The 18,394-nt window shown below is 67.8% G+C and carries 13 protein-coding genes; 7 read left to right on the plus strand and 6 right to left on the minus strand.

Translation table 11 applies throughout. The features are described from left to right. Complete coding sequence (locus tag RNZ50_01515; GenBank protein ID MDT8853730.1) at nt 1–807, minus strand: TlpA disulfide reductase family protein; 807 nt, start codon at nt 805–807, stop codon at nt 1–3. Continuing rightward, nucleotides 807–2,642, minus strand: a complete 1,836-nt coding sequence (dsbD, locus tag RNZ50_01520; protein MDT8853731.1) for a protein-disulfide reductase DsbD — start codon at nt 2,640–2,642, stop codon at nt 807–809. The genes RNZ50_01515 and dsbD overlap by 1 nt, the downstream gene beginning before the upstream one ends. Nucleotides 2,643–2,730: 88 nt before the next feature. On the opposite strand from dsbD, the gene RNZ50_01525 reads away from it, so the two are divergent. After that, nucleotides 2,731–3,393, plus strand: a complete 663-nt coding sequence (locus tag RNZ50_01525) for a response regulator (GenBank protein MDT8853732.1) — start codon at nt 2,731–2,733, stop codon at nt 3,391–3,393. After that, nucleotides 3,390–4,754 carry an ATP-binding protein gene (locus tag RNZ50_01530; protein MDT8853733.1) on the plus strand — a complete coding sequence of 455 codons (1,365 nt, stop codon included), beginning with the start codon at nt 3,390–3,392 and terminating at the stop codon, nt 4,752–4,754. Before RNZ50_01525 ends, RNZ50_01530 begins: the two co-directional genes overlap by 4 nt. On the opposite strand, the gene RNZ50_01535 is transcribed toward RNZ50_01530, so the two are convergent. Continuing rightward, on the minus strand, nt 4,751–6,220 hold the full coding sequence (locus tag RNZ50_01535) for a bifunctional metallophosphatase/5'-nucleotidase (GenBank protein MDT8853734.1): 1,470 nt from the start codon (nt 6,218–6,220) through the stop codon (nt 4,751–4,753). The genes RNZ50_01530 and RNZ50_01535 overlap by 4 nt on opposite strands. Before the next feature lie 265 nt (nt 6,221–6,485). On the opposite strand from RNZ50_01535, the gene RNZ50_01540 reads away from it, so the two are divergent. Genes RNZ50_01540 through RNZ50_01560 form a run of 5 tightly spaced genes read left to right on the plus strand, consistent with a single transcriptional unit; the run spans nt 6,486 to nt 13,148 of the window. Next, nucleotides 6,486–8,060 carry a cbb3-type cytochrome c oxidase subunit I gene (locus tag RNZ50_01540; protein ID MDT8853735.1) on the plus strand — a complete coding sequence of 525 codons (1,575 nt, stop codon included), beginning with the start codon at nt 6,486–6,488 and terminating at the stop codon, nt 8,058–8,060. After that, entirely contained in the window at nt 8,057–8,677 is a 621-nt protein-coding gene (locus RNZ50_01545; GenBank protein MDT8853736.1) for a cbb3-type cytochrome c oxidase subunit II, read from the plus strand. The genes RNZ50_01540 and RNZ50_01545 overlap by 4 nt, the downstream gene beginning before the upstream one ends. Next, nucleotides 8,677–9,939: a c-type cytochrome gene (locus RNZ50_01550; protein MDT8853737.1), complete on the plus strand. Its 1,263-nt coding sequence runs from the start codon at nt 8,677–8,679 to the stop codon at nt 9,937–9,939. The genes RNZ50_01545 and RNZ50_01550 overlap by 1 nt, the downstream gene beginning before the upstream one ends. Next, nucleotides 9,923–10,963: a c-type cytochrome gene (locus RNZ50_01555; GenBank protein ID MDT8853738.1), complete on the plus strand. Its 1,041-nt coding sequence runs from the start codon at nt 9,923–9,925 to the stop codon at nt 10,961–10,963. The genes RNZ50_01550 and RNZ50_01555 overlap by 17 nt, the downstream gene beginning before the upstream one ends. Before the next feature lie 4 nt (nt 10,964–10,967). After that, entirely contained in the window at nt 10,968–13,148 is a 2,181-nt protein-coding gene (locus RNZ50_01560) for a heavy metal translocating P-type ATPase (protein ID MDT8853739.1), read from the plus strand. Between the two features lie 318 nt (nt 13,149–13,466). On the opposite strand, the gene RNZ50_01565 is transcribed toward RNZ50_01560, so the two are convergent. The 3 genes from RNZ50_01565 to uxaC all read right to left on the minus strand — a co-directional run bounded on the left by RNZ50_01565 (nt 13,467) and on the right by uxaC (nt 18,394). Beyond that, nucleotides 13,467–15,527: a TRAP transporter permease gene (locus tag RNZ50_01565; GenBank protein MDT8853740.1), complete on the minus strand. Its 2,061-nt coding sequence runs from the start codon at nt 15,525–15,527 to the stop codon at nt 13,467–13,469. Between the two features lie 86 nt (nt 15,528–15,613). Continuing rightward, on the minus strand, nt 15,614–16,624 hold the full coding sequence (locus tag RNZ50_01570; GenBank protein MDT8853741.1) for a TAXI family TRAP transporter solute-binding subunit: 1,011 nt from the start codon (nt 16,622–16,624) through the stop codon (nt 15,614–15,616). A 378-nt stretch (nt 16,625–17,002) separates the two neighbouring features. Next, the gene (uxaC, locus tag RNZ50_01575; GenBank protein MDT8853742.1) at nt 17,003–18,394 is read right to left on the minus strand and encodes a glucuronate isomerase; all 1,392 of its coding nucleotides are present in this window, start codon (nt 18,392–18,394) and stop codon (nt 17,003–17,005) included.

Below are 18,394 nucleotides of genomic sequence, written 5' to 3' on the forward strand. Positions count from 1 at the left end.
TCAGGGTTGTCCTTTCAGACGCGCAATTCCAGCGTTCAGCTGGCTGCGGGAAATCTTGCCCAGATGGGCGTCTTGCAGGCGGCCATCGGCGCCGATGAACAGGGTGGCGGGCAACCCGAGCGCGCCGTAGTGGCGGTAGAGGTCCTGCCCGCTGTCGATGACGACGGTGCCCGGTGCCAGCCCCTCGCGGGCGAGGAACCGCTCGACGATCACCGGGCCCTCGCCCTGATTGGCAAACACCATGTCCACATCGGTCAGCCCCGCCGCGACTTCCGCCATCATCGGCAATTCGCGGCGGCAGGGCGGGCACCAGGTGGCCCAGAGGTTGACGACCAGCGGTCTGCCGCCCCGGTCCGACAGGATCACCGGATCGCCCGCCAGTGTCGCAAAGGCTGTCGGCGGCAGCGCCGTGGCGGCAGCATCACCGCTGATCTGGAAGGCGACATTCGCCAGTGCCATGGCTGACGCGAGGGCCAGCCCCGCCATGGCTGCATCCTGCGGCCTGCGCCACAGGTGAAACAGGCTGATGCCCGCCACCCCGACCCCGGCGGCAACCAGCGAAAAGCCGCCCTGCCAGAGGTAAAGGACGCTGGCCGGATCGGCCAGAAAATCCGGCCAGTGCAGCGCCACGAAGCCCAGACGGGCGGCAAGGATACCGCCGATGACGACCTGCCCCGACCACCTTCGGAACGCGGGCCCGCGCGCGCGCGCCATGATCTCGGTCACGACCAGGAATACGATGATGCCGGTGATGGCCGCAAAGCGCGGGCCGGAAAACACCAGCGGGCCGATCTCCACCCCCTGCATCAGTTCACCATCCGGGCGGAGCGGGACAGCGTGTCGATGGTCACGTCGCCCACCAGCCGCGTGCCGACCACCTCGGTGCGTTGCGCATCCAGAAAGACGACCGTCGGCGGGCCGACCGCGCCCAGCTTTTCCAGCAGGGCGCGCCCCTCGGGGCCGGTATCGGTGACATCCGCCTTGATCAGCGTCAGCCCGGCAAGGCTGGCCTGCAACCCCGCATCCGGCAAAACACGGCGCTCGATGGTGCGGCAGGTCACGCACCAGTCGGCGGTGACGTAGACCATCGCGGGGCCGGTGGCGTCGCGCAACGCGGCGGTCAGGGCGGCAGGACTGTGGGCGCTTGTGAAGGCAAGATCCGGGGTCGCCAAGGCGCCGCCCTGGCGAAGCCCGGCCAGCGGGCGCAGCGGATCGTCAGACCCCATCGCCGCGCCGACGGCAAGGATCACCCCGCCCAGCATCGCCACCAGCCCGGCGGTCTTGCCCGCGCGCCGGACCGGACCGGCTGTCGCGGCAAGACTGTCGAATGCCCCCAGAAACACGCCCGTGCCGATCAGGAACACCGCCCAGAGCGCCAGTTCCAACGGCCCCGGCACCAGCCGCGCGCCCAGCCAGATCGCCATGCCCAGAAACACAAAGCCGAACACGCGCCGCGCGCCTTCCATCCATGCCCCGGCGCGGGGCAGCACCCGTGCGCCGAACGTGCCCGCAATGAACAGCGGAATGCCCTGCCCCAGCCCCAGCGCGAACAGGGCGCCCGCGCCAAGCGCCACATCCCCGGTCTGCGCGATGTAGAGCAGGCCGCCCGCCAGCGGTGCCGTGACGCAAGGCCCCACGATCAGCGCCGAGGTAAAGCCCAGCACCGCCGCGCCGCCGACCGATCCGCGCCGCCCGCCTCCGATGCGCGAAAGCCGGGTCGTCATCGCGGCGGGCAGGCGCAGCTCGAACAGGCCGAACATCGACAGGGCCAGCAGCGCGAAGATGCCCGCCACGAGGCCCAGTGCCAGCGGCGATTGCAGCGCCAGTTGCAGGTTCTGCCCCGACCATGCCGCGGCCATGCCCAGAACGCCGAAGGCCGAGGCCATCGCCAGAACGTAAGACCCCGACAGCAGCGCCCCGCGCGACGCGGTCAGTGTTTCGCCCTGCCGCGCGAGCATTCCCGCCAGAATGGGAAACATCGGAAAGACGCAAGGCGTGAAGGCCAGCAGCAGCCCGAAGCCCAGAAAGCCGGCCAGCACCAGCAGCGGCCCGCCGCGCGTGGCAAGGCCCGCCACCATGCCATCGCCGCCGCCGGTCAGGGTCAGACCGTCGGTGTCGGGCGCTGCGGTCCCGGCAACAGGGGCAACCGCAGCCTCGGCCAGGATATTGCCAGCTGGCGTGACGGCACGAGTGATCGGCGGATAGCACAATCCGTCTTCCTGGCAGCCCTGCCAGGTAATGCTCACCGTGCTCCCGGTCGCGGCAAGCCGTGCCGTCACACTGTCATGGTATATTTCCGATGGGCCGAAGGTCGGGTCGTCCTTGCTGATCCCGGTCGGGGTTTCCAGCGCCAGCGCAGCGCCGTCCGGTGTGGCGGCGGCAAGGAAATCGCGGTAGAGGTAGTAACCCTCCGCGATCCGCCAGTGCAGCACAAGGCCGCCCGCGGGCGACGGCGTGGCCGACAACGCGAAGGCTTCTTCCGCGCGCAGCGGGGCCTCCACCGTGCTTTGCCCGCCGAGCCTGTCGCGCAACGACTGGGCCTGCGCCGGGGCAAGCGCCACCACCCCCCACAGCAGCAGCGATAGCGCAAGGCCGACAAGCAGCTTAAGACGGTCGGGGCGGGGGGAGGATGCGTTTGTCATGGTGGCCTCGTCCCGTGACCGCCTTAAGCCAGCCTTAAGGCGGACCGGCCAGACCACCACGACCGATCACGGGTCAGAGAGGACCATGATGCGCCTATTGATCGTTGAGGATGACGAGATGCTGCGCGACGGGCTGTCGGTCGGCCTTCGGCTGGCCGGCTTCACCACCGATGCCGTTGCGACCTGCGCCGACGCCGATGCGGCTCTGGAAAGCGGCGGCTTCGACGGCATGGTGCTGGACCTGATGCTGCCCGACGGGTCGGGGCTGGATGTGCTGGGGCGGCTGCGGGCGCGCGGGTCGCGCCTGCCGGTGCTGCTGCTGACCGCGCGCGACCGCAGCCCCGACCGGGTCACGGGGCTGGACGCCGGGGCGGACGACTATCTGGGCAAGCCGTTCGACCTGCCCGAACTTGCCGCGCGGTTGCGGGCCATCCTGCGGCGCGGCGAAGGACGGGCGGCGGGGCTGATGGAATGGAACGGGCTGTCGCTTGACCTCTCCCGGATGGAGGGGCGTATCGCGGGGCGCGAGCTTCGGTTTTCCCGGCGGGAGTTCACCATCCTGCAGGCGCTGATGGAACGGCCGGGAACCATTCTTGGCAAGCCCGCGCTGGAGGAACGGCTTTACGGCTGGCAGGAGGATGTGGAAAGCAACACCGTGGAGGTGCACGTCCACAACCTGCGGGCCAAGCTGGGGGCTTCGTTCATCGAAACCGTGCGCGGCGTCGGCTACCGTCTGGCGGGTGCGCCATGATCTCGATGCGCGCTCGGCTGTTCCTGATCCTGCTGGTGGCGACCGGTGCGCTCTGGCTGTCGGCGATCCTGTGGATTCAGCATTCAACGCGGGCCGAGGTGGAACGCGTGCTCGACGCCCGGCTGTCCGAGGCGGGGCGCATGGTTTCGTCGCTGATCTCGGATCACCGGGTGGATGTGGCGCAGGCGGCGGTGATGGTGCAGCCGGAGCCCTTCACCGAACCGGCAGACTATGTGCATCAACTGTCGTGCCAGATCTGGGCGCTGGATGGCACCCTGGTCGGCCAGTCGGGCAGCGCACCGGAGCAACCGCTGACGCAGGGCGATGCCGGTTTCAGCCAGAGCATCGTCGATGGGGTGGAATGGCGGGTCTATTCCGTGGTGAACGAAGACCTTGGCGTGCGCGTGATGATCGGGGACAGCATGCGGGTGCGCGACCGGCTGGTGAACGACGTGACCGCGGGGCTGCTGCTGCCCGCGGCCCTGATCATTCCGCTGCTGGCCGGGCTGATCTGGATCGGGGTCGGGCGCGGTCTGGTGCCCCTTGACCGCATGGCGCAAGCACTGGCGGCACGCCCCGCGACCGACCTCAGCCCGTTGCCCGACGCGCCGGTGCCACGGGAAATCCGGCCGATGACGGCGGCGTTGAACGGCCTCTTCCGCCGCGTGTCGGCCGCGCGCGAACATGAGCGCAGCTTTACCGCCTTTGCCGCGCACGAGCTGAAGACCCCGCTGGCGGGCCTGAAGACCCAGGCGCAGATTGCGGCGATGGCCCCGGACGAGGCGACGCGCCGCACCGCCCTCGCCCGGCTGGAACGCGGCGTGAACCGCACCGACCGGATGGTGCGGCAACTGCTGGACATGGCGACGGTCGAAGCCGAGGCGGAAAGCCGCGAACATCCCCCTGTTTCCCTTGCCGGGGTGATCGCAGAGGTGGCGGACGATCTGGCCCCGCTGGCGCAGGGCCGCGCGCAGCACATCGTGCAGGATGCGGGGGCGGGCTGCCCCCTTCTGACCGGGAACCGCTTTCTGGTGTCCGCCGCCCTGCGGAACCTGATCGAGAATGCGCTTCAAGCCTCGCCCGACGGGCAGGAGGTGCGCGTCAGCCTGCGCCACGAGGGCGCGGCCTGGGTCTGCGCCGTGCAGGACCGCGGGCCGGGAATCGCGGCCGCCGACCGCGCCCGGGTGACGGACCGCTTCTATCGCGGCGCGGGCACGCAGGCCGACGGCAGCGGGCTCGGGCTTGCCATTGTCGCCGCCGCGATGGAACGGATCGGCGGCACCCTGCGGCTTGCCCCGCGCGAGGGTGGCGGAGAAATGGCAGAACTGGTGCTGCCCGATACGGCGTTCCGGGCCGCCTAGACGATCCGCAACCGGCCAAGGCCGGGTTCAACCCTGTTCTCCGGATCGGCGAACCACGCCTGCAAGGCCGCGATGGCGCTGACCTCCAGATCGCGCCGATGGGTGCCCATGGCGGCGGGCACGCCCTGCGACGTGATGAAGGCCACGGGGTAGACCGCCCCGGGGTCGATCCGGCCGCCTTGGGTGAACACCTGCTCGACCCGGTGGCCCTTCGGGTTCTCCAGCTTCGCCTTGACAGTCAACCCGCGGAACCGCTTCACATAGCCGCCACGCTGGCCGAAGGGGTCGGCGCTGAAGGTGGTTTCCAGATTGGCCTCCAGCATCTCGACGATCTCGGCGCCGGTCATGTCCACGACCGAAACCGGCGGGTTGGTCGGGACGATGTTCCACAGGTCGTTCAGCGTGACGGGCCCGGGCGGAATCGGTGCGCCATAGCGCCAGCCATTGGAGAACGCGATGCCGGTTCCCGCGGCAAGGGCAATGGCCGCCAGAAGCACATCGTCCATCGGTGCGTCCAGCGACGTGGCGCGGTGCAGGGCATTTTCGGTCTGCCCCACGACCTGCGCCTGAAGCGGGCGGCTGCCGGCCATGGCACTTTCGACCAGGGCCTGCATCGCAGGATCGGGGGGGATGCTGTCATCCACCGGAATCAGGCGGTGGCGAAATCCGGTGATCCTGCCGCCTTCAACCTCCAGATCCAGCCGCCCGACGAAAGACCCGTGGCACCCCGACTGGATCACCAGGGCACCGTTGACCTTCGCGGGGGCCTCCACCCGGTTGTGGGTATGCCCGCTGAGGATCACGTCAAGCCCGTCAACAGTGCCGGCCAGCGCCAGATCCTGCGGGTAGCCCAAATGCGACAGCACCAGCACCAGATCCGCCCCTTCGGCCCGCAGACGTGCAGCCTCGGCGCGGGTTTCCTCGATGCCATCCGTGAAGCGGAGCCCCGCGGCAAAGCCTTGCGGCATGGTCTTGTCGAGAATGGTTGCGGCAATGCCGATCACGCCAACGGTCAGCTTGCCCGCACGGCACATCAGGGTGGCAGGAAACGGGCGGCTGCCGTCGGACAGGCGCCAGCAATTCGCGGCCAGCAGCGGGTGGTGCAACCGGCCTGCCAGGTGCGCCATGTGCTGTGGCCCCCAGGCGAAATCCCAATGCGCGGTCATGGCCGTCAGGCCGAGCGCGTTCACCGCGGGCACCAGCCCCTCCCCCCTGGTAGAGACGGCGGCATAGGTGCCGTGGAAAGTATCGCCATTGTCGAAGGCCAGCACCGCCTCCGCCTCGGCGCGGGCGATGTCGAACAGCGCCCTGATCCGGGCAAATCCGCCGAGCAGGGGAAAGCGGGCACCATCCTCGGTCCACACCAGTTCCGGGTGCGGTTCCAGATATCCGTGGGTGTCGTTAACCTGCATCAGGGTCAAACGCCGGATCCCGGGGTAGTGCATCATGGTGCCGGCGTCCTGCATCGTGCCCTCCTCCTGCATGACGGGGCGCTATCGCGCATGAACCGCCATTGCCATGGAGAATGCCTGCCCGCCCTAACTGAAAGCAGCCTTAAGGCCCGCAGTTCGGTCAGCGGCTCCGGAGCGTGAAAGCGAGAATGACCTTAAGCCCCCCTTAAGGTCGTCGGCAGACAGGGCAGGCTGGGCCAGCCCTGGTCATGACCACCCCGGCGCGTTGCCATTCGTGGAAGTGCCGCAACATTGTCCGTTTTCGATTGGAATACCCGCGATGCCTGTTACCCTTGGCCTGTTGCTGACTCTCAGCTTTGTCGTCTCGCTGCTGGCGCTGAGCTTTCTGATCTGGGCGATCGCCAACCGGCAGATCACCATGGACCGCGACGCCGCCACGACCATCTTCGAGCCCGGCGAAGAGGGTCATGTCGACAATGACGGAACCGAGGCAGGTGGCGACCACCGGCATCTGTTCGATCCGGGGCGAACTGGCATCGATGCGGTATCGGCGGGGCCGGTGCTGTGGCTGCTGGGGGCCGCGATCTTCTGGCTGCTGCTGGGCTCGGCCTTCGGGGTCATAGCCTCGCTGAAGCTGCACCTGCCCGACTGGCTGAACGGCCATGCCGAGCTGACCTTCGGGCGGATGCGGACGCTGCATCTGAACATGGTAAGCTATGGCTGGGTGTCGCAAGCGGGGCTCGCCTGCGTGTTCTGGATCATCCCGCGCATCTTCCACACCAAATTGCGCAAGCCGAAGCTGACATACATCGGGCTGGTGCTGTGGAACGTCGCCCTTGCGGGCGGCGCGCTGGCGATTGCAACGGGCTGGACCGACGGCGAGGAATGGCTGGAGATTCCGTGGCAGTTCGACATCGGTCTGGCCATCGCGGGCGTGTTCTTCGCCGCCCCGCTGGTGCTGACCACCCGCGCGCGTGAGGTGCACCACATCTACGTATCGGGCTGGTACTTTCTGGCGGCCCTTCTGTGGTTTCCGGTGATCTTCATCGTCGCCAACCTGCCCTACGTCCATTCGGGGGTCGAGGAGGCGACTGTCAACTGGTGGTTTGCCCATAACGTGCTGGGGCTGTGGATCACGCCGCTGGCCGTGGGAACCGCCTATTACTTCATCCCCAAGATCATCGGGCGACCGATCTATTCCTACAGCGTTTCGCTGCTGGGGTTCTGGGGGCTGGCACTGTTCTACAGCCAGGTCGGCATCCACCACCTGATCGGCGGGCCGGTGCCGACATGGGTGGCGACGCTATCCATTGTGCATTCGGTGATGATGTTCATTCCGGTGATCGCGGTCGCGGTGAACCATCACATCACGGTCGCGCGAAATCTGTGGGCACTGAAGGAATCGGTGCCGCTGCGGTTCGTGTGGTTCGGCGCGCTGATGTACACGGCCGCATCCTTTCAGGGGTCGACGGAAGCCCTGCGGTCGGTCAACAGCGTCACCCATTTCACGCATTACACGGTGGGTCACGCGCATCTTGGCGTCTATGCTTTTGCCTCGGTCGTGTTCTTCGGCGCGGCCTACCATCTGTTGCCCCATGCAACCGGGCGGGCCTTCGCCTGGCCGGGCCTGATCAAGGCCCATTTCTGGTCGGTGGTGATCGGCTTTGCGATCTATTTCTTCGCCCTGTCGATCGGGGGCGTGTTGCAGGGGCTGGCGATGCTGGATGCCACGCGGCCCTTTGCCGACAGCGTGACCCTGATGAAACCCTATCTGGAACTGCGCACCGTCGGCGGGTCACTGATGACGCTGGGGCACATCCTGTTCGCGGTCAATTTCGTCAGCATCCTGCTGCCACGCCGGGCAGATGCCGGAAAAAGGGTGACCGCAGCATGAACCGGTATCTTCCCCTCTCGATCCTTGCGCTTGGCATTCTTGCCTTCGCGACGCTGATGCTGGTCATCGCGCCGGGCATCCAGATGAGCCAGCGCAGCGTGCCGCCGGAATTGCAGCCCTACACCGAAGCCGAGCAGCGCGGGCGCGACCAGTATGTGTCGCTGGGCTGCGTCTATTGCCACAGCCAGCAACCGCGCTCGCCCGATCAGGCGCCGGATGGCGACCGGGGCTGGGGGCGGCCTTCCGTGTCATCGGACTATGTCTTTGACTCGCCGCATCAGCTTGGCACGATGCGTACCGGGCCGGACCTGCTGAACATCGGCGCAAGGCTGCCCTCCGCGGCGTGGCAGCTGACCCACCTTTACCAGCCGCGCGCGATCTTCGACTGGTCGATCATGCCCGGCTACCCCTTCCTGTTCGAGGTGAAATCCGCAGCCGCGCCGGGCGATACCGTCGTGGCGGTGCCGGCCGACTTTGCGCCCCCGGGTGGCGTGGTGGTGGCACGGCCCGAGGCGCTGGATCTTGTGGCCTACCTGCTGTCGCTGGATCGCACCTATCCCGCGCCGATCGACGGCCTGCGCGATGACGGCTATGCCGCCCGCGGGGAGGCACCCTGATGTTCCGCAAGACCACGGGCACCCCCCGCCCCGAGATTCAACGCCCCGACGAGAACTTCGAGCCTTACGAGGAACACAGCGGCATTCCGATGCCGGTGCTGTGGATCGCCATTGCCCTGGGGCTTTGGGGCGGGCTGGTGCTGCTGGACACCCGCGAAGCAACCAGCGTGGCGCAAGAGGAACGCGTCGATCAGGTCGTCGACGAGCAGGTGACGGCCCATGATGACGGACGGGCGGTCTTCGCCGCCAAATGCGCCACCTGCCACCAGCCCGACGGTCTGGGCGTGCGCGGCGCGGTGCCGCCGCTGGTCGGCTCTGCCTTCGTGGCGCATGGCCCGCAGATCGTCGCGCAGATCCTGCTGCGCGGCATCGACGGCCCCATCGCGGTGGCGGGGCAGACCTACGACGGCCACATGCCCAGCTTTGCCAGCGCCCTGTCGGACATGGAAATCGCGCAGGTCGCAAGCTTCGTGACCCGGAAATGGGGCGGAGCGGAGGGCGCCCTGCCGGAGGCCGAGGTGACCCCCTTGCGCGAGGCCGCCGCGGGACGCCAGAGCTGGCAGGGCGGGGCAGAGCTTGCCACGATCATCGCCGGCCTGCCGGCGCAGCCCGCGGCGGGGTCGCGGACAGTCGGGCAGGTGCCGCAGGCTGTCTCGGAACTGGTCTTCGCCGGTCGCGGCGAAGTCTGGGCCTGCGCCAGTTGCCACGGCGATCTGGGGCAAGGGGCGGAAACGACCCCGCGGCTCGCCGGTTTGCCCGCCGCCTACATCGTGAAGCAGTTGCAGGATTTCCGCCAGGGCCACCGCATCAGCGAAAGCATGGCGATCGTCGCAGCGGGCCTTGCGCCCGAAGAAATGGCAGGGCTCGGGGCATACTATGCGGCGCTTCGCGTGCCATCGACAGCGACGGCAACGCTGGGGGCCGATCTGGCGCGGGGCGAGGCGCTGGCCCTTCAGGGCGACTGGTCGCTGAAGGTTCCCGCCTGCTTTTCCTGCCACGGGCCATCCGGTTTCGGCCTCGCCCCCGTGTTTCCCGCCCTTGCGGCCCAGCACGCCGCCTATACGGCCTCGCAGTTGAATGCCTGGGCGGGGGGGCAGCGCAAGAACGCCACACTGGACCTGATGACCCACATCTCGACCGCCCTCAGCCCGCAGGACCGGCGCGCCGTGGCGGATTACATGGCATTGCTTCCGCCGGTTCCCGCCCGAACCGACCCGCAGGCGGCCCGCAACATGGAGCAAGACAATGGCACCCAACCCTGAAGACCGCGCCCCGGTGGAACCGGCCAAACCACGCACCGGACATCGCGCCCGCCGGGTGATCTTCACGCTGGGCGGTGGCCTTGCGCTGGCCGCGGCCGGCACGCTGGCCTTTGATTCCGCCCTGTTGCCCGGCTGGATCACGGGCAGCGAGCAGACGGCATCGCTGGAGGCTGACGCGGAAAGCCCGTTCTTCCAGCCCCCGCCCGAGGCGCTTATTCCCGACGACGATTTCGGCGCTGCGGTCAGGCGCGGCCGCGCCATCTTCACCAACACCAGCACCAATGCCGGGCAGCATGTCGGCAACGGCCTGTCCTGTTCCAACTGCCATCTGGATGCCGGGCGCGAGCCGAATTCGGCGCCGATGTGGGCGGCATGGGTTGCCTATCCGAAATACCGGTCGAAGAACAAGCAGATCAACACGATGGAAGACCGCGTGATGGGCTGTTTCAGCTATTCGATGAACGCGCAGGATTCGGTCTCGGGTGGCCCGCCGCCGCATGGCGACGATATCTACCGTGATCTGGAAAGCTATTTCTACTGGATGGCCAGCGGCGCGCCGACCAACACGGCGATGGCGGGCGGCGGCTTCGGCAAGATCGACAAGCCCGCCCTGCCTTACGACCCCGCTCGCGGCGAAGCGGTGTTCACCGCCAACTGCGCGGTCTGCCACGGGGCCGACGGGCTGGGACGCAAGGACCTGAACGCTCGTTATCTCTATCCGCCGCTGTGGGGCGCCGATTCCTACAACTGGGGCGCGGGGATGCACCAGATCAACAATGCCGCGGCCTTCATCAAGCACAACATGCCCTACTCGAAGCCCGGAACGCTGAGCGATCAGGACGCATGGGATGTCGCGGCCTACGTCAACAGCCATGAACGCCCGAAAGACCCGCGCCAGACCGGAACGCTGGAAGAGGCCCGCCTGAAATACCATGACGGGGATCAGAGCTATTACGGCGTGGAACTGGATGGCGTGATGATCGGCACCGGAACGCCCCGGCCCGCCGCGCCGGTCGGCAACTGACGCGATGCGCCGGCTGTTCGGCGTCCAGGGACTGGCCTGCGCGGGATGTGCCCGCGGGCTTGAGGGGCGCCTGCGCGGCCTGCCCGGCCTGCGCTCGGCCGGTGTGCATTTCCTGACGGCGTCGGTGCTGCTGGACTGGGACGAAAGCCGGATTACGGTGGATGACCTGTCGGCGGCGGTGGCGCGTTTCGGCTACGGCCTGATCGACCGCCACCGCCCGGCCGAGATCGAGGCGCTGCTGACGGCAGAGATGACCAGGCTCGGCATCCGGCTTGCCGTGGCGGTGGTGGCCGGCATGTGGTCGATGGCGCTGGCGGTCGCGCTTTATGTGGTGGACCTGACGCCCGATGTCGCATGGTGGGTGGCACTGTCCTCGGGGCTGTTTGCCCTGCCGGTGGTGTTCTGGGCCGGCGCGCGGTTTCACTGGATGGCATGGCAGTCCTTGCGCCTGCGAACGCCGGGGATGGACCTGCTGATCAGCCTCGGCTCCCTTGGAGCAATGGCCATTTCGGCGGTGGCGCTGGTGCAGGGAAAATCCGAAGTCTGGTTCGATACCGCGACGATGCTGGTCACGCTGCTGCTGCTGGGGCGGCTGGTGGATGCCGCGACCCGGCGCAGCACGGTTGCCGCGCTGACCGCGATGGAGGCCGCCGCACCGGAAATGGCCACCGTGATGCAGGACGGTGCCACCCGCACCCTGCCCTGCGCCGATCTGTTCGCGGGGGCAGAGATCATGGTGGATGCAGGCGCCGCAATCAGCATGGACGGCATCATCCTGCAGGGCGAGACGCTGGTCGATCGCGCGGTGCTGACCGGCGAAAGCGCGCCCGTGCCGCGCCGCCCCGGCGAGCGGGTCGAGGCGGGCACGGTCAACCTTGGCCGCCGCATCGTTATCCGGGTCGATCGCACTCTGGGTGATCGCGACATCGACCGCATGGGCGGCGTGGTGGCGCTGGAAACGGCGCGGCGGGGGACCGGCACGCCGCTTGTCGACCGGATCGGTGCCGCCCTTGCAGTCGCGATCCCTGCCCTGTCGCTGCTGGCCAGCCTTGGCCTGATGCTGATGGGCGCGGGCATTCAGGAGTCGCTGATCCGTGGCCTGACGGTGCTGGCCGCGGCCTGCCCCTGTGCGCTGGCGCTGGCGATGCCGCTGGCCCATGCCCGCGCGGCACAGGCCGCCGCAGCCATGGGTCTGCGCATCCGCAACCCCGACGCCTTCGAGGCGCTGGCAACCCTGCGCACGGCGATCTTCGACAAGACCGGCACGCTGACCATGGGGCGGCCCCGGCTGACGGCGACCGACCCTGCCCCCGGAATTGCCGCAGCCGACCTGCTTGCCCTCGCCGCGCGCGCCGAGACCGGCATCGCCCATCCGCTGGCCCGCGCGATCATCGCGGCCCATGGGCGCGAGTCCGGCGCGGGTGGACTGCGCGCCGCGCGCGGTGCAACCGCGGCCGATGACGGTGGCAGGGTGGTCAGCGTCACCACGTCCGGCACGGCCACAGGCGACATGACATGGCTGGATGTGCATCGGGATGGCAATCTGCTCGGCAGCCTCGGGTTTCAGGACAGCCCGAAGCCGCTGGCCCGCCAAATGCTTGACAGCCTGCGCAGCCGTGGGGTGGCGACCCTGATGGCCACGGGTGACAGCGGCGGTCCTGCCGCTGCGCTGGGCCGGTCCCTCGGCTTTGCGCCGGATGCGGTCCACTCCGGCCAGACGCCGCAGGACAAGGTGCGCCTTGTCAGGACCAGCCCCGGCCCGGTGCTGTTCGTCGGCGACGGCGTGAACGACGGGCCTGCGCTTGCGGCGTCCGACTGCGGGGTTTCCGTTGCCGCTGCACATGCCGCCGCGGCGCAGACCGCGGATCTGGTCGTGATGCGGGGCGGGCTGGAGATGATCCTGGCCGCCCGCACCCTCGCGCGCCGCACCGTGGCGATCGGCCGCCAGAACATCGCGCTGGCGCTGGTCTACAACGCCCTGGCCGTTCCGGCGGCGATTGCGGGCGTCCTGACCCCGACAGGGGCAGCGATTGCGATGTTCCTCAGCTCGGCCTCGGTCAGTGCCAATGCCCTGCGCCTGAGGAAATCAGGCGCGCGGCCTTCAGGAACCGCAACACAACAGGCAGCCAACGCCCCTCATGACCCCGAAAGCCCCGGTGCCGGTTTTTCCAATGCTTCATGCTGAGACCGGAACCGAGATGCCCCCCGATCCCTGGACATATCTTGGGCCAGGCCGCTGCCTGCACCTGCCGGCCGGTTTCGATGCTGATGAGGCAGACCGCGACGGGCGGGTGACCGCCATGGGCGGCCTGGGGTCGCGGGGGGTTGCAGAAGGCGATCCGGCGCCCGACGCCTGCCCGGGCCTGCTGCCCGGCCGACGCGTCCGTGCCGCCACCTCGTGCCCCGGATGGTCGATGATCCAGCGGGCGATGGCGTCGGTATCACGCGCCACAGGTGGGTGGACATCCCCTCCCGTCACGATGGCAGATGCCTTGCCGACCTGTCAGACCCTGGCCGGGTTATGGGTTCGGCCCGCAAGCCACTGACGCAACGCCACCGCCCCCAGTATGGCCGCACCGATCGCGGTGGAGACAACCTCGGGTGCAATCATCAGAAGCGCCGAAATCGGCAGCACGACCCTTTCGATCAGCCGCAACGGGCGGAACAGATAGTTGGTGATCGCCGCCGACAGCGCGATGATGCCCAGCACCGCCCCGGAAAACGCCAGCGCGAACGACCCCCAGGTGAAATCTGCCGTCACCAGCAAGAGCGAGGGCGAGAATACGAACATGAACGGCACCAGCGCCTTGCCCATTGAAAGACGGAACGCCGTGTTGCCCGCCTTGAACGCATTGGCCCCGGCAATTCCCGAGGCTGAATAGGCCGCCATCGCCACCGGGGGCGTCACATCCGCCAGCACGCCGTAGTAGAACACGAAGAAATGCGCGACCAGCGGCTCGACGTTCATCATCGCCAGCACGGGTGCGGCCACCGCCACCATGATGATGTAGTTCGCTGTCGTGGGGATCCCGCAACCCATCACGATGCAGACCACCGCCGTCATCATCAGCGTGTAGAGGAGCGCCAGCGACGGCAGGGTGAACAGCTCGATCGGCAGGAAGGCGAGGAAGGCATGGGTGCTTGCGGCCCAGCCCTGCGCCACGCTCGTCAGCATGAAGGCGATCTTGAACCCGATGCCGGTCAGCGTCACCACCCCGATGACCACCCCGACCAGCGCCGCCGCCGCCGTGACCGCAAGCGAGCTTTTCGCCCCCGACACGAAGCCGTCATAGATGCCGACGACAAACTCGCGGGCCCCATCGACAAGACCCGCCGCCATGATCCGCTGGATGGCATAGATCACGATGCAGGCGGTGATCGCCCAGAACGCCGCCAGAAACGGCGTGCGACCCGACATCAGCATCCACACCAGAAGGATCAGCGGCAGGATCGACAGCCAGCCCTCGCGCAGCACCTCCCATGCATTCGGCAACTCCTCCTTGCGCAGACCCCGGATGCCCAGCCGCTTGGCCTCCAGATGCACCTGCACCAGCACGCCGAAAAAGTGCATGAAGGCGGGCACGATGGCCGCGATCAGGATCGTGCGCAGCGGGATGCCCAGATATTCGACCATCAGGAACGCCACCGCGCCCATCACCGGCGGGGTGATCTGGCCGCCCGTCGAGGACGCCGCCTCGACCGCCGCCGCGAAGTGGCGCTGAAAGCCGATCTTGATCATGGTGGGGATGGTCAGCGCGCCAGTGGTCACCGTGTTGGCGATGGACGACCCCGAGATAGAACCGAGCAGCGCCGAGGACACCACCGACACCTTGGCAGGCCCGCCCGAGTATCGCCCCGTCAGCGCGGTCGCAAGGTCGATGAACAACTGCCCCAGCCCGATCCGCTGCGCCATCACCCCGAACAGCACGAAGTGGAACACATAGGTCGCGATGACTCCCAGGGCCGTGCCGTAGACGCCCTGCGACGACAGATAGAGATGGTTGACGATCCCCGACCAGTCGGCCCCCGGATGCACGAAGATCCCCGGCATCGACCGCCCGAAATAGGCGTATCCGACGAACAGCAGCGCGATCACCGGCAAGGGCCAGCCCATCGACCGGCGCACCGCCTCGAACAGGGTGACCAGCAGGATCGTCCCCATCACCACGTCGATCTGCAACGGATTGCCGATGCGGAACGCCAGTTGGTCATAGATCCAGGGCACATAGAGGGCGCTGACCAGCGCCGAGAGCCCCAGGAGCCAGTCCAGCACAGGCAGGCCCAGGATGACGAAACCGGTCGTCTTGTGCCGCTGCCCCGACAGCGCGGCAAAGCTGAGGAAGATCAGAAGCAGCGACACCCCCATATGGATGCCGCGATGGTTGGTGGCGCGCGGGATGCCGTAGCCCGCCGTGTAGTAATGATAGCAGGCCAAGGCGAACAGGATCGCCCCCGACAGCAGGGCCACCGGCCGCGTGACCGTGCGAAACCGCGCCTCGGGGTCGAATTCTTCTTCGATTGCCGCAAGTTCCGCCGGTGTCATCGCGCGTTGGCCGTCGGTCATCGGGGGTATCCTCGCAAGCTGGGGTGGTGAAAAGGGACGCGAACCGTCTTGCGGTCGCGTCCCCCGGTCAGGTCAGGACTGCCCGATCACTTGATCGCGCCGACTTCCTTGTAGAACTTCTCGGCACCCGGATGGAACGGGATGCCCGCGCCCTGGACAGCGTTTTCCAGGGTGATGAACTTGCCCTTGGCGTGGCCGTTGGCGAACAGCTTCTGCGTCGTCTCGTTGAACATCGCCTTGGTGATGCCGTAAACCAGATCATCCGAAAGATCGGCCGAGGTCACCATCTGCGCGCCGACCGACAGGGTCGGCACTTCGGCGTCCTGGCCCTTGTAGGTTCCCGTCGGGAACGAGTCGTTGGCAAAGAACGTGTATTCGGTGCGCAGCGCGTCGATTTCCGGCCCGGTGATCGGCACGATCACCACCTCGGCCTGGCTCGACAGTTCCGCAATCGCGCCTGCGGGATAGCCGCCCACGAAGAAGAACGCATCCATCGCCCCGTCGCGCATCCGGTCGGATGCCTGATCGGGCTTGAGGTATTCCGGCGTGATGTCGGCTTCGGTCAGACCGAACGCGCCGAGGATGATCTTGGCATCGACCAGTGTGCCCGAACCGGGTTCGTCCAGCGACACCCGCTTGCCCTTCAGATCCGCGACCGACGCGATGCCCGAGGCCTTGCTTGCGACCAGATGGATGCTTTCAGGATACAGGTTCGCGATCAGCCGCAGTTTTTCGACCGGCGGCTGGCCCTCCCAGATTCCCGTGCCGGTCTGCGCCCAGAACGCAACGTCGGACTGGCTGAACCCCGCCTCAAGGGTGCCGCCGTTGATCGAGTTCACGTTGCCGACCGACCCGTTCGACGCCACCGCCGTCGCAATCAGTCCCGGCACGCCGCACGATCCGCCATCCTCGCAGGCGCGCGAGCCGGGCGGATTGGAAATCGCGTTCGCGATCAGGCCCCCGATCGGGTAGTAGGTGCCCGCAGTGCCGCCGGTTCCGATCCGGAAGAACTGCATGTCTTGCGCCGCAGCCCCATGAGCCATCATGCCAACCGCAAGTGCGGCTCCCGCAAGGGATTTAAAAGAAACGAGTTTCATGCGTTGCTCCTCCAGGATGCCAGTTGGGTGGTTGCCGCCACAAGCAGCGGGACCGGCCTAACCGTAAGTGATGATCCGCAGGAGGTCCACCTGCAATGGGCGCGCCGGTCGCCGCCCCCCGCCCGCCGATACCGGGTCGCGGGCGATGGGCCCCGGGCCGGGGACAGTGAAGCCTGCAAGGTGGAAATCCGTGATGGCGGGGCGGTGGAGCGCAGCCAGACCACCATGACGAGCAGCGTCCTTTTGGCCGCCCGGCAGACATCCGGTCGGGGCGCGCCACCGGGGCCCGGCAGCAGCCCTGCGATCCGCATCTTTGCGCGCCCCACGCTGATCGGGCGGGGTGCCCCGCGATTTGTCCCCATTTGCCGACCACATGGGCTAAAGCCGATACCCGTCTCTTGCCAGCCCTCCGGCAAGAAGCGGCGCCAGATCATGTGCTTCGCTTTCATCCAGACGGTGCGAGGTCACAAGTTCGGCCAGAAAGGCCGAATCCGACCGGCGGCTGACATCGTGCCGGGCCGGGATCGAACAGAGCGCGCGGGTGTCGTCGTTGAACCCGACCGTGTTCATGAAACCGGCCGTTTCGGTCGCCATCTCGCGGAAGCGGCGGATGCCCTCGAAGCTGTCGTTGAACCACCACGGCGGGCCAAGCCGCAGCGACGGGTAGGCCCCGGCCAGCGGCGCCAGTTCGCGCGCATAGGTCGTCTCGTCCAGCGTGAACAGGATCAGGCGCAGGCGGGGGTCCATCCCGACCGCATCGAGCAGCGGTTTCAGCGCAGCGGTAAAGCTGACCGGAACCGGAATGTCGAAACCCCGGTCACGCCCGTATTTCGCCAGAACCCCGGGGCTGTGGGCCCGGTAGGAGCCGGGATGCAGTTGCATGACCAGCCCGTCGTCCACCGACATGCGGGCCATTTCAGTCAGCATCTGCGCGCGGAACAGCTCGGCATCCGCGCCCGCGGCCCTGCCCGACCGGATACGGTCAAACAGCCGCACGGCATCGGGCCCGGCAAGGTTCGCGGTCTGCGGCGTGGGGTGGCCATGGTCGGTCGCGGTCGCCCCCATCTGGCGGAAGTAGGTGCGTCGCGCGCGGTGGGCATCAAGATACCCCTGCCAGCCGCCGGTGTCGCAGCCGGTGATCTCGCCCAGCCGGTCCAGATTGGCGGCAAAGCCTTCCGTCTCGGGGTCGATCACCGTGTCGGGCCGGTAGGTCGGCACGACACGGCCCCGCCACCCACTTTCGCGCGCCATGCGGTGCCACGCAAGATCGTCGAGCGCCCCGTCCGTCGTGGCGATCACCTCGATGCCGAAGCGTTCGTAAAGGGCGCGCGGCCGGTAGGCGGGGTCCGCCAGACAGCCCGCGATCACGTCATACTGGGCATCGGCATTGGCCGCCGACAGCCGTTCGGTCAGGCCGAAAACCCCGGACAGCGCATGGTCAAGCCACAGCCGCGACGGGGTTCCGCGGAACAGGGGATAATGCGCGGCGAACGTCCGCCAGATCGCGCGCGGGTCGCTGACGGCCCCCGCTCCGATCCCCAGCGCCTCGTAGGGCACGCCCTGGCTGACCAGCATCCGCACAACGTAGTGGTCGGGAATGACCAGCAGCTCGGCCGGATTGGCGAAGGCCGCGTTTTCGCCCCACCAGCGCGGATCGGTATGGCCATGCGGCGAGATGATGGGCTGATCCGCCACCGTGCGGAACAGGTCTCGCGCGATGGCGCGCGTTGCCGGGTCTGCCGGGAACAGCCGGTCGAGGTGCAAGAGCAT

It is taken from the genome of Paracoccaceae bacterium Fryx2 (assembly GCA_032334235.1).
Taxonomy (GTDB): domain Bacteria; phylum Pseudomonadota; class Alphaproteobacteria; order Rhodobacterales; family Rhodobacteraceae; genus JAVSGI01.

Excerpts from the sequence above, each read along its gene's own strand:
- RNZ50_01515 (MDT8853730.1), bottom strand. The coding sequence starts at position 807 with ATGCAGGGGGTGGAGATCGGCCCGCTGGTGTTTTCCGGCCCGCGCTTT.
- dsbD (MDT8853731.1), bottom strand. The coding sequence starts at position 2,642 with ATGACAAACGCATCCTCCCCCCGCCCCGACCGTCTTAAGCTGCTTGTC.
- RNZ50_01525 (MDT8853732.1), top strand. The coding sequence starts at position 2,731 with ATGCGCCTATTGATCGTTGAGGATGACGAGATGCTGCGCGACGGGCTG.
- RNZ50_01530 (MDT8853733.1), top strand. The coding sequence starts at position 3,390 with ATGATCTCGATGCGCGCTCGGCTGTTCCTGATCCTGCTGGTGGCGACC.
- RNZ50_01535 (MDT8853734.1), bottom strand. The coding sequence starts at position 6,220 with ATGCAGGACGCCGGCACCATGATGCACTACCCCGGGATCCGGCGTTTG.
- RNZ50_01540 (MDT8853735.1), top strand. The coding sequence starts at position 6,486 with ATGCCTGTTACCCTTGGCCTGTTGCTGACTCTCAGCTTTGTCGTCTCG.
- RNZ50_01545 (MDT8853736.1), top strand. The coding sequence starts at position 8,057 with ATGAACCGGTATCTTCCCCTCTCGATCCTTGCGCTTGGCATTCTTGCC.
- RNZ50_01550 (MDT8853737.1), top strand. The coding sequence starts at position 8,677 with ATGTTCCGCAAGACCACGGGCACCCCCCGCCCCGAGATTCAACGCCCC.
- RNZ50_01555 (MDT8853738.1), top strand. The coding sequence starts at position 9,923 with ATGGCACCCAACCCTGAAGACCGCGCCCCGGTGGAACCGGCCAAACCA.
- RNZ50_01560 (MDT8853739.1), top strand. The coding sequence starts at position 10,968 with ATGCGCCGGCTGTTCGGCGTCCAGGGACTGGCCTGCGCGGGATGTGCC.
- RNZ50_01565 (MDT8853740.1), bottom strand. The coding sequence starts at position 15,527 with ATGACCGACGGCCAACGCGCGATGACACCGGCGGAACTTGCGGCAATC.
- RNZ50_01570 (MDT8853741.1), bottom strand. The coding sequence starts at position 16,624 with ATGAAACTCGTTTCTTTTAAATCCCTTGCGGGAGCCGCACTTGCGGTT.
- uxaC (MDT8853742.1), bottom strand. The coding sequence starts at position 18,394 with ATGCTCTTGCACCTCGACCGGCTGTTCCCGGCAGACCCGGCAACGCGC.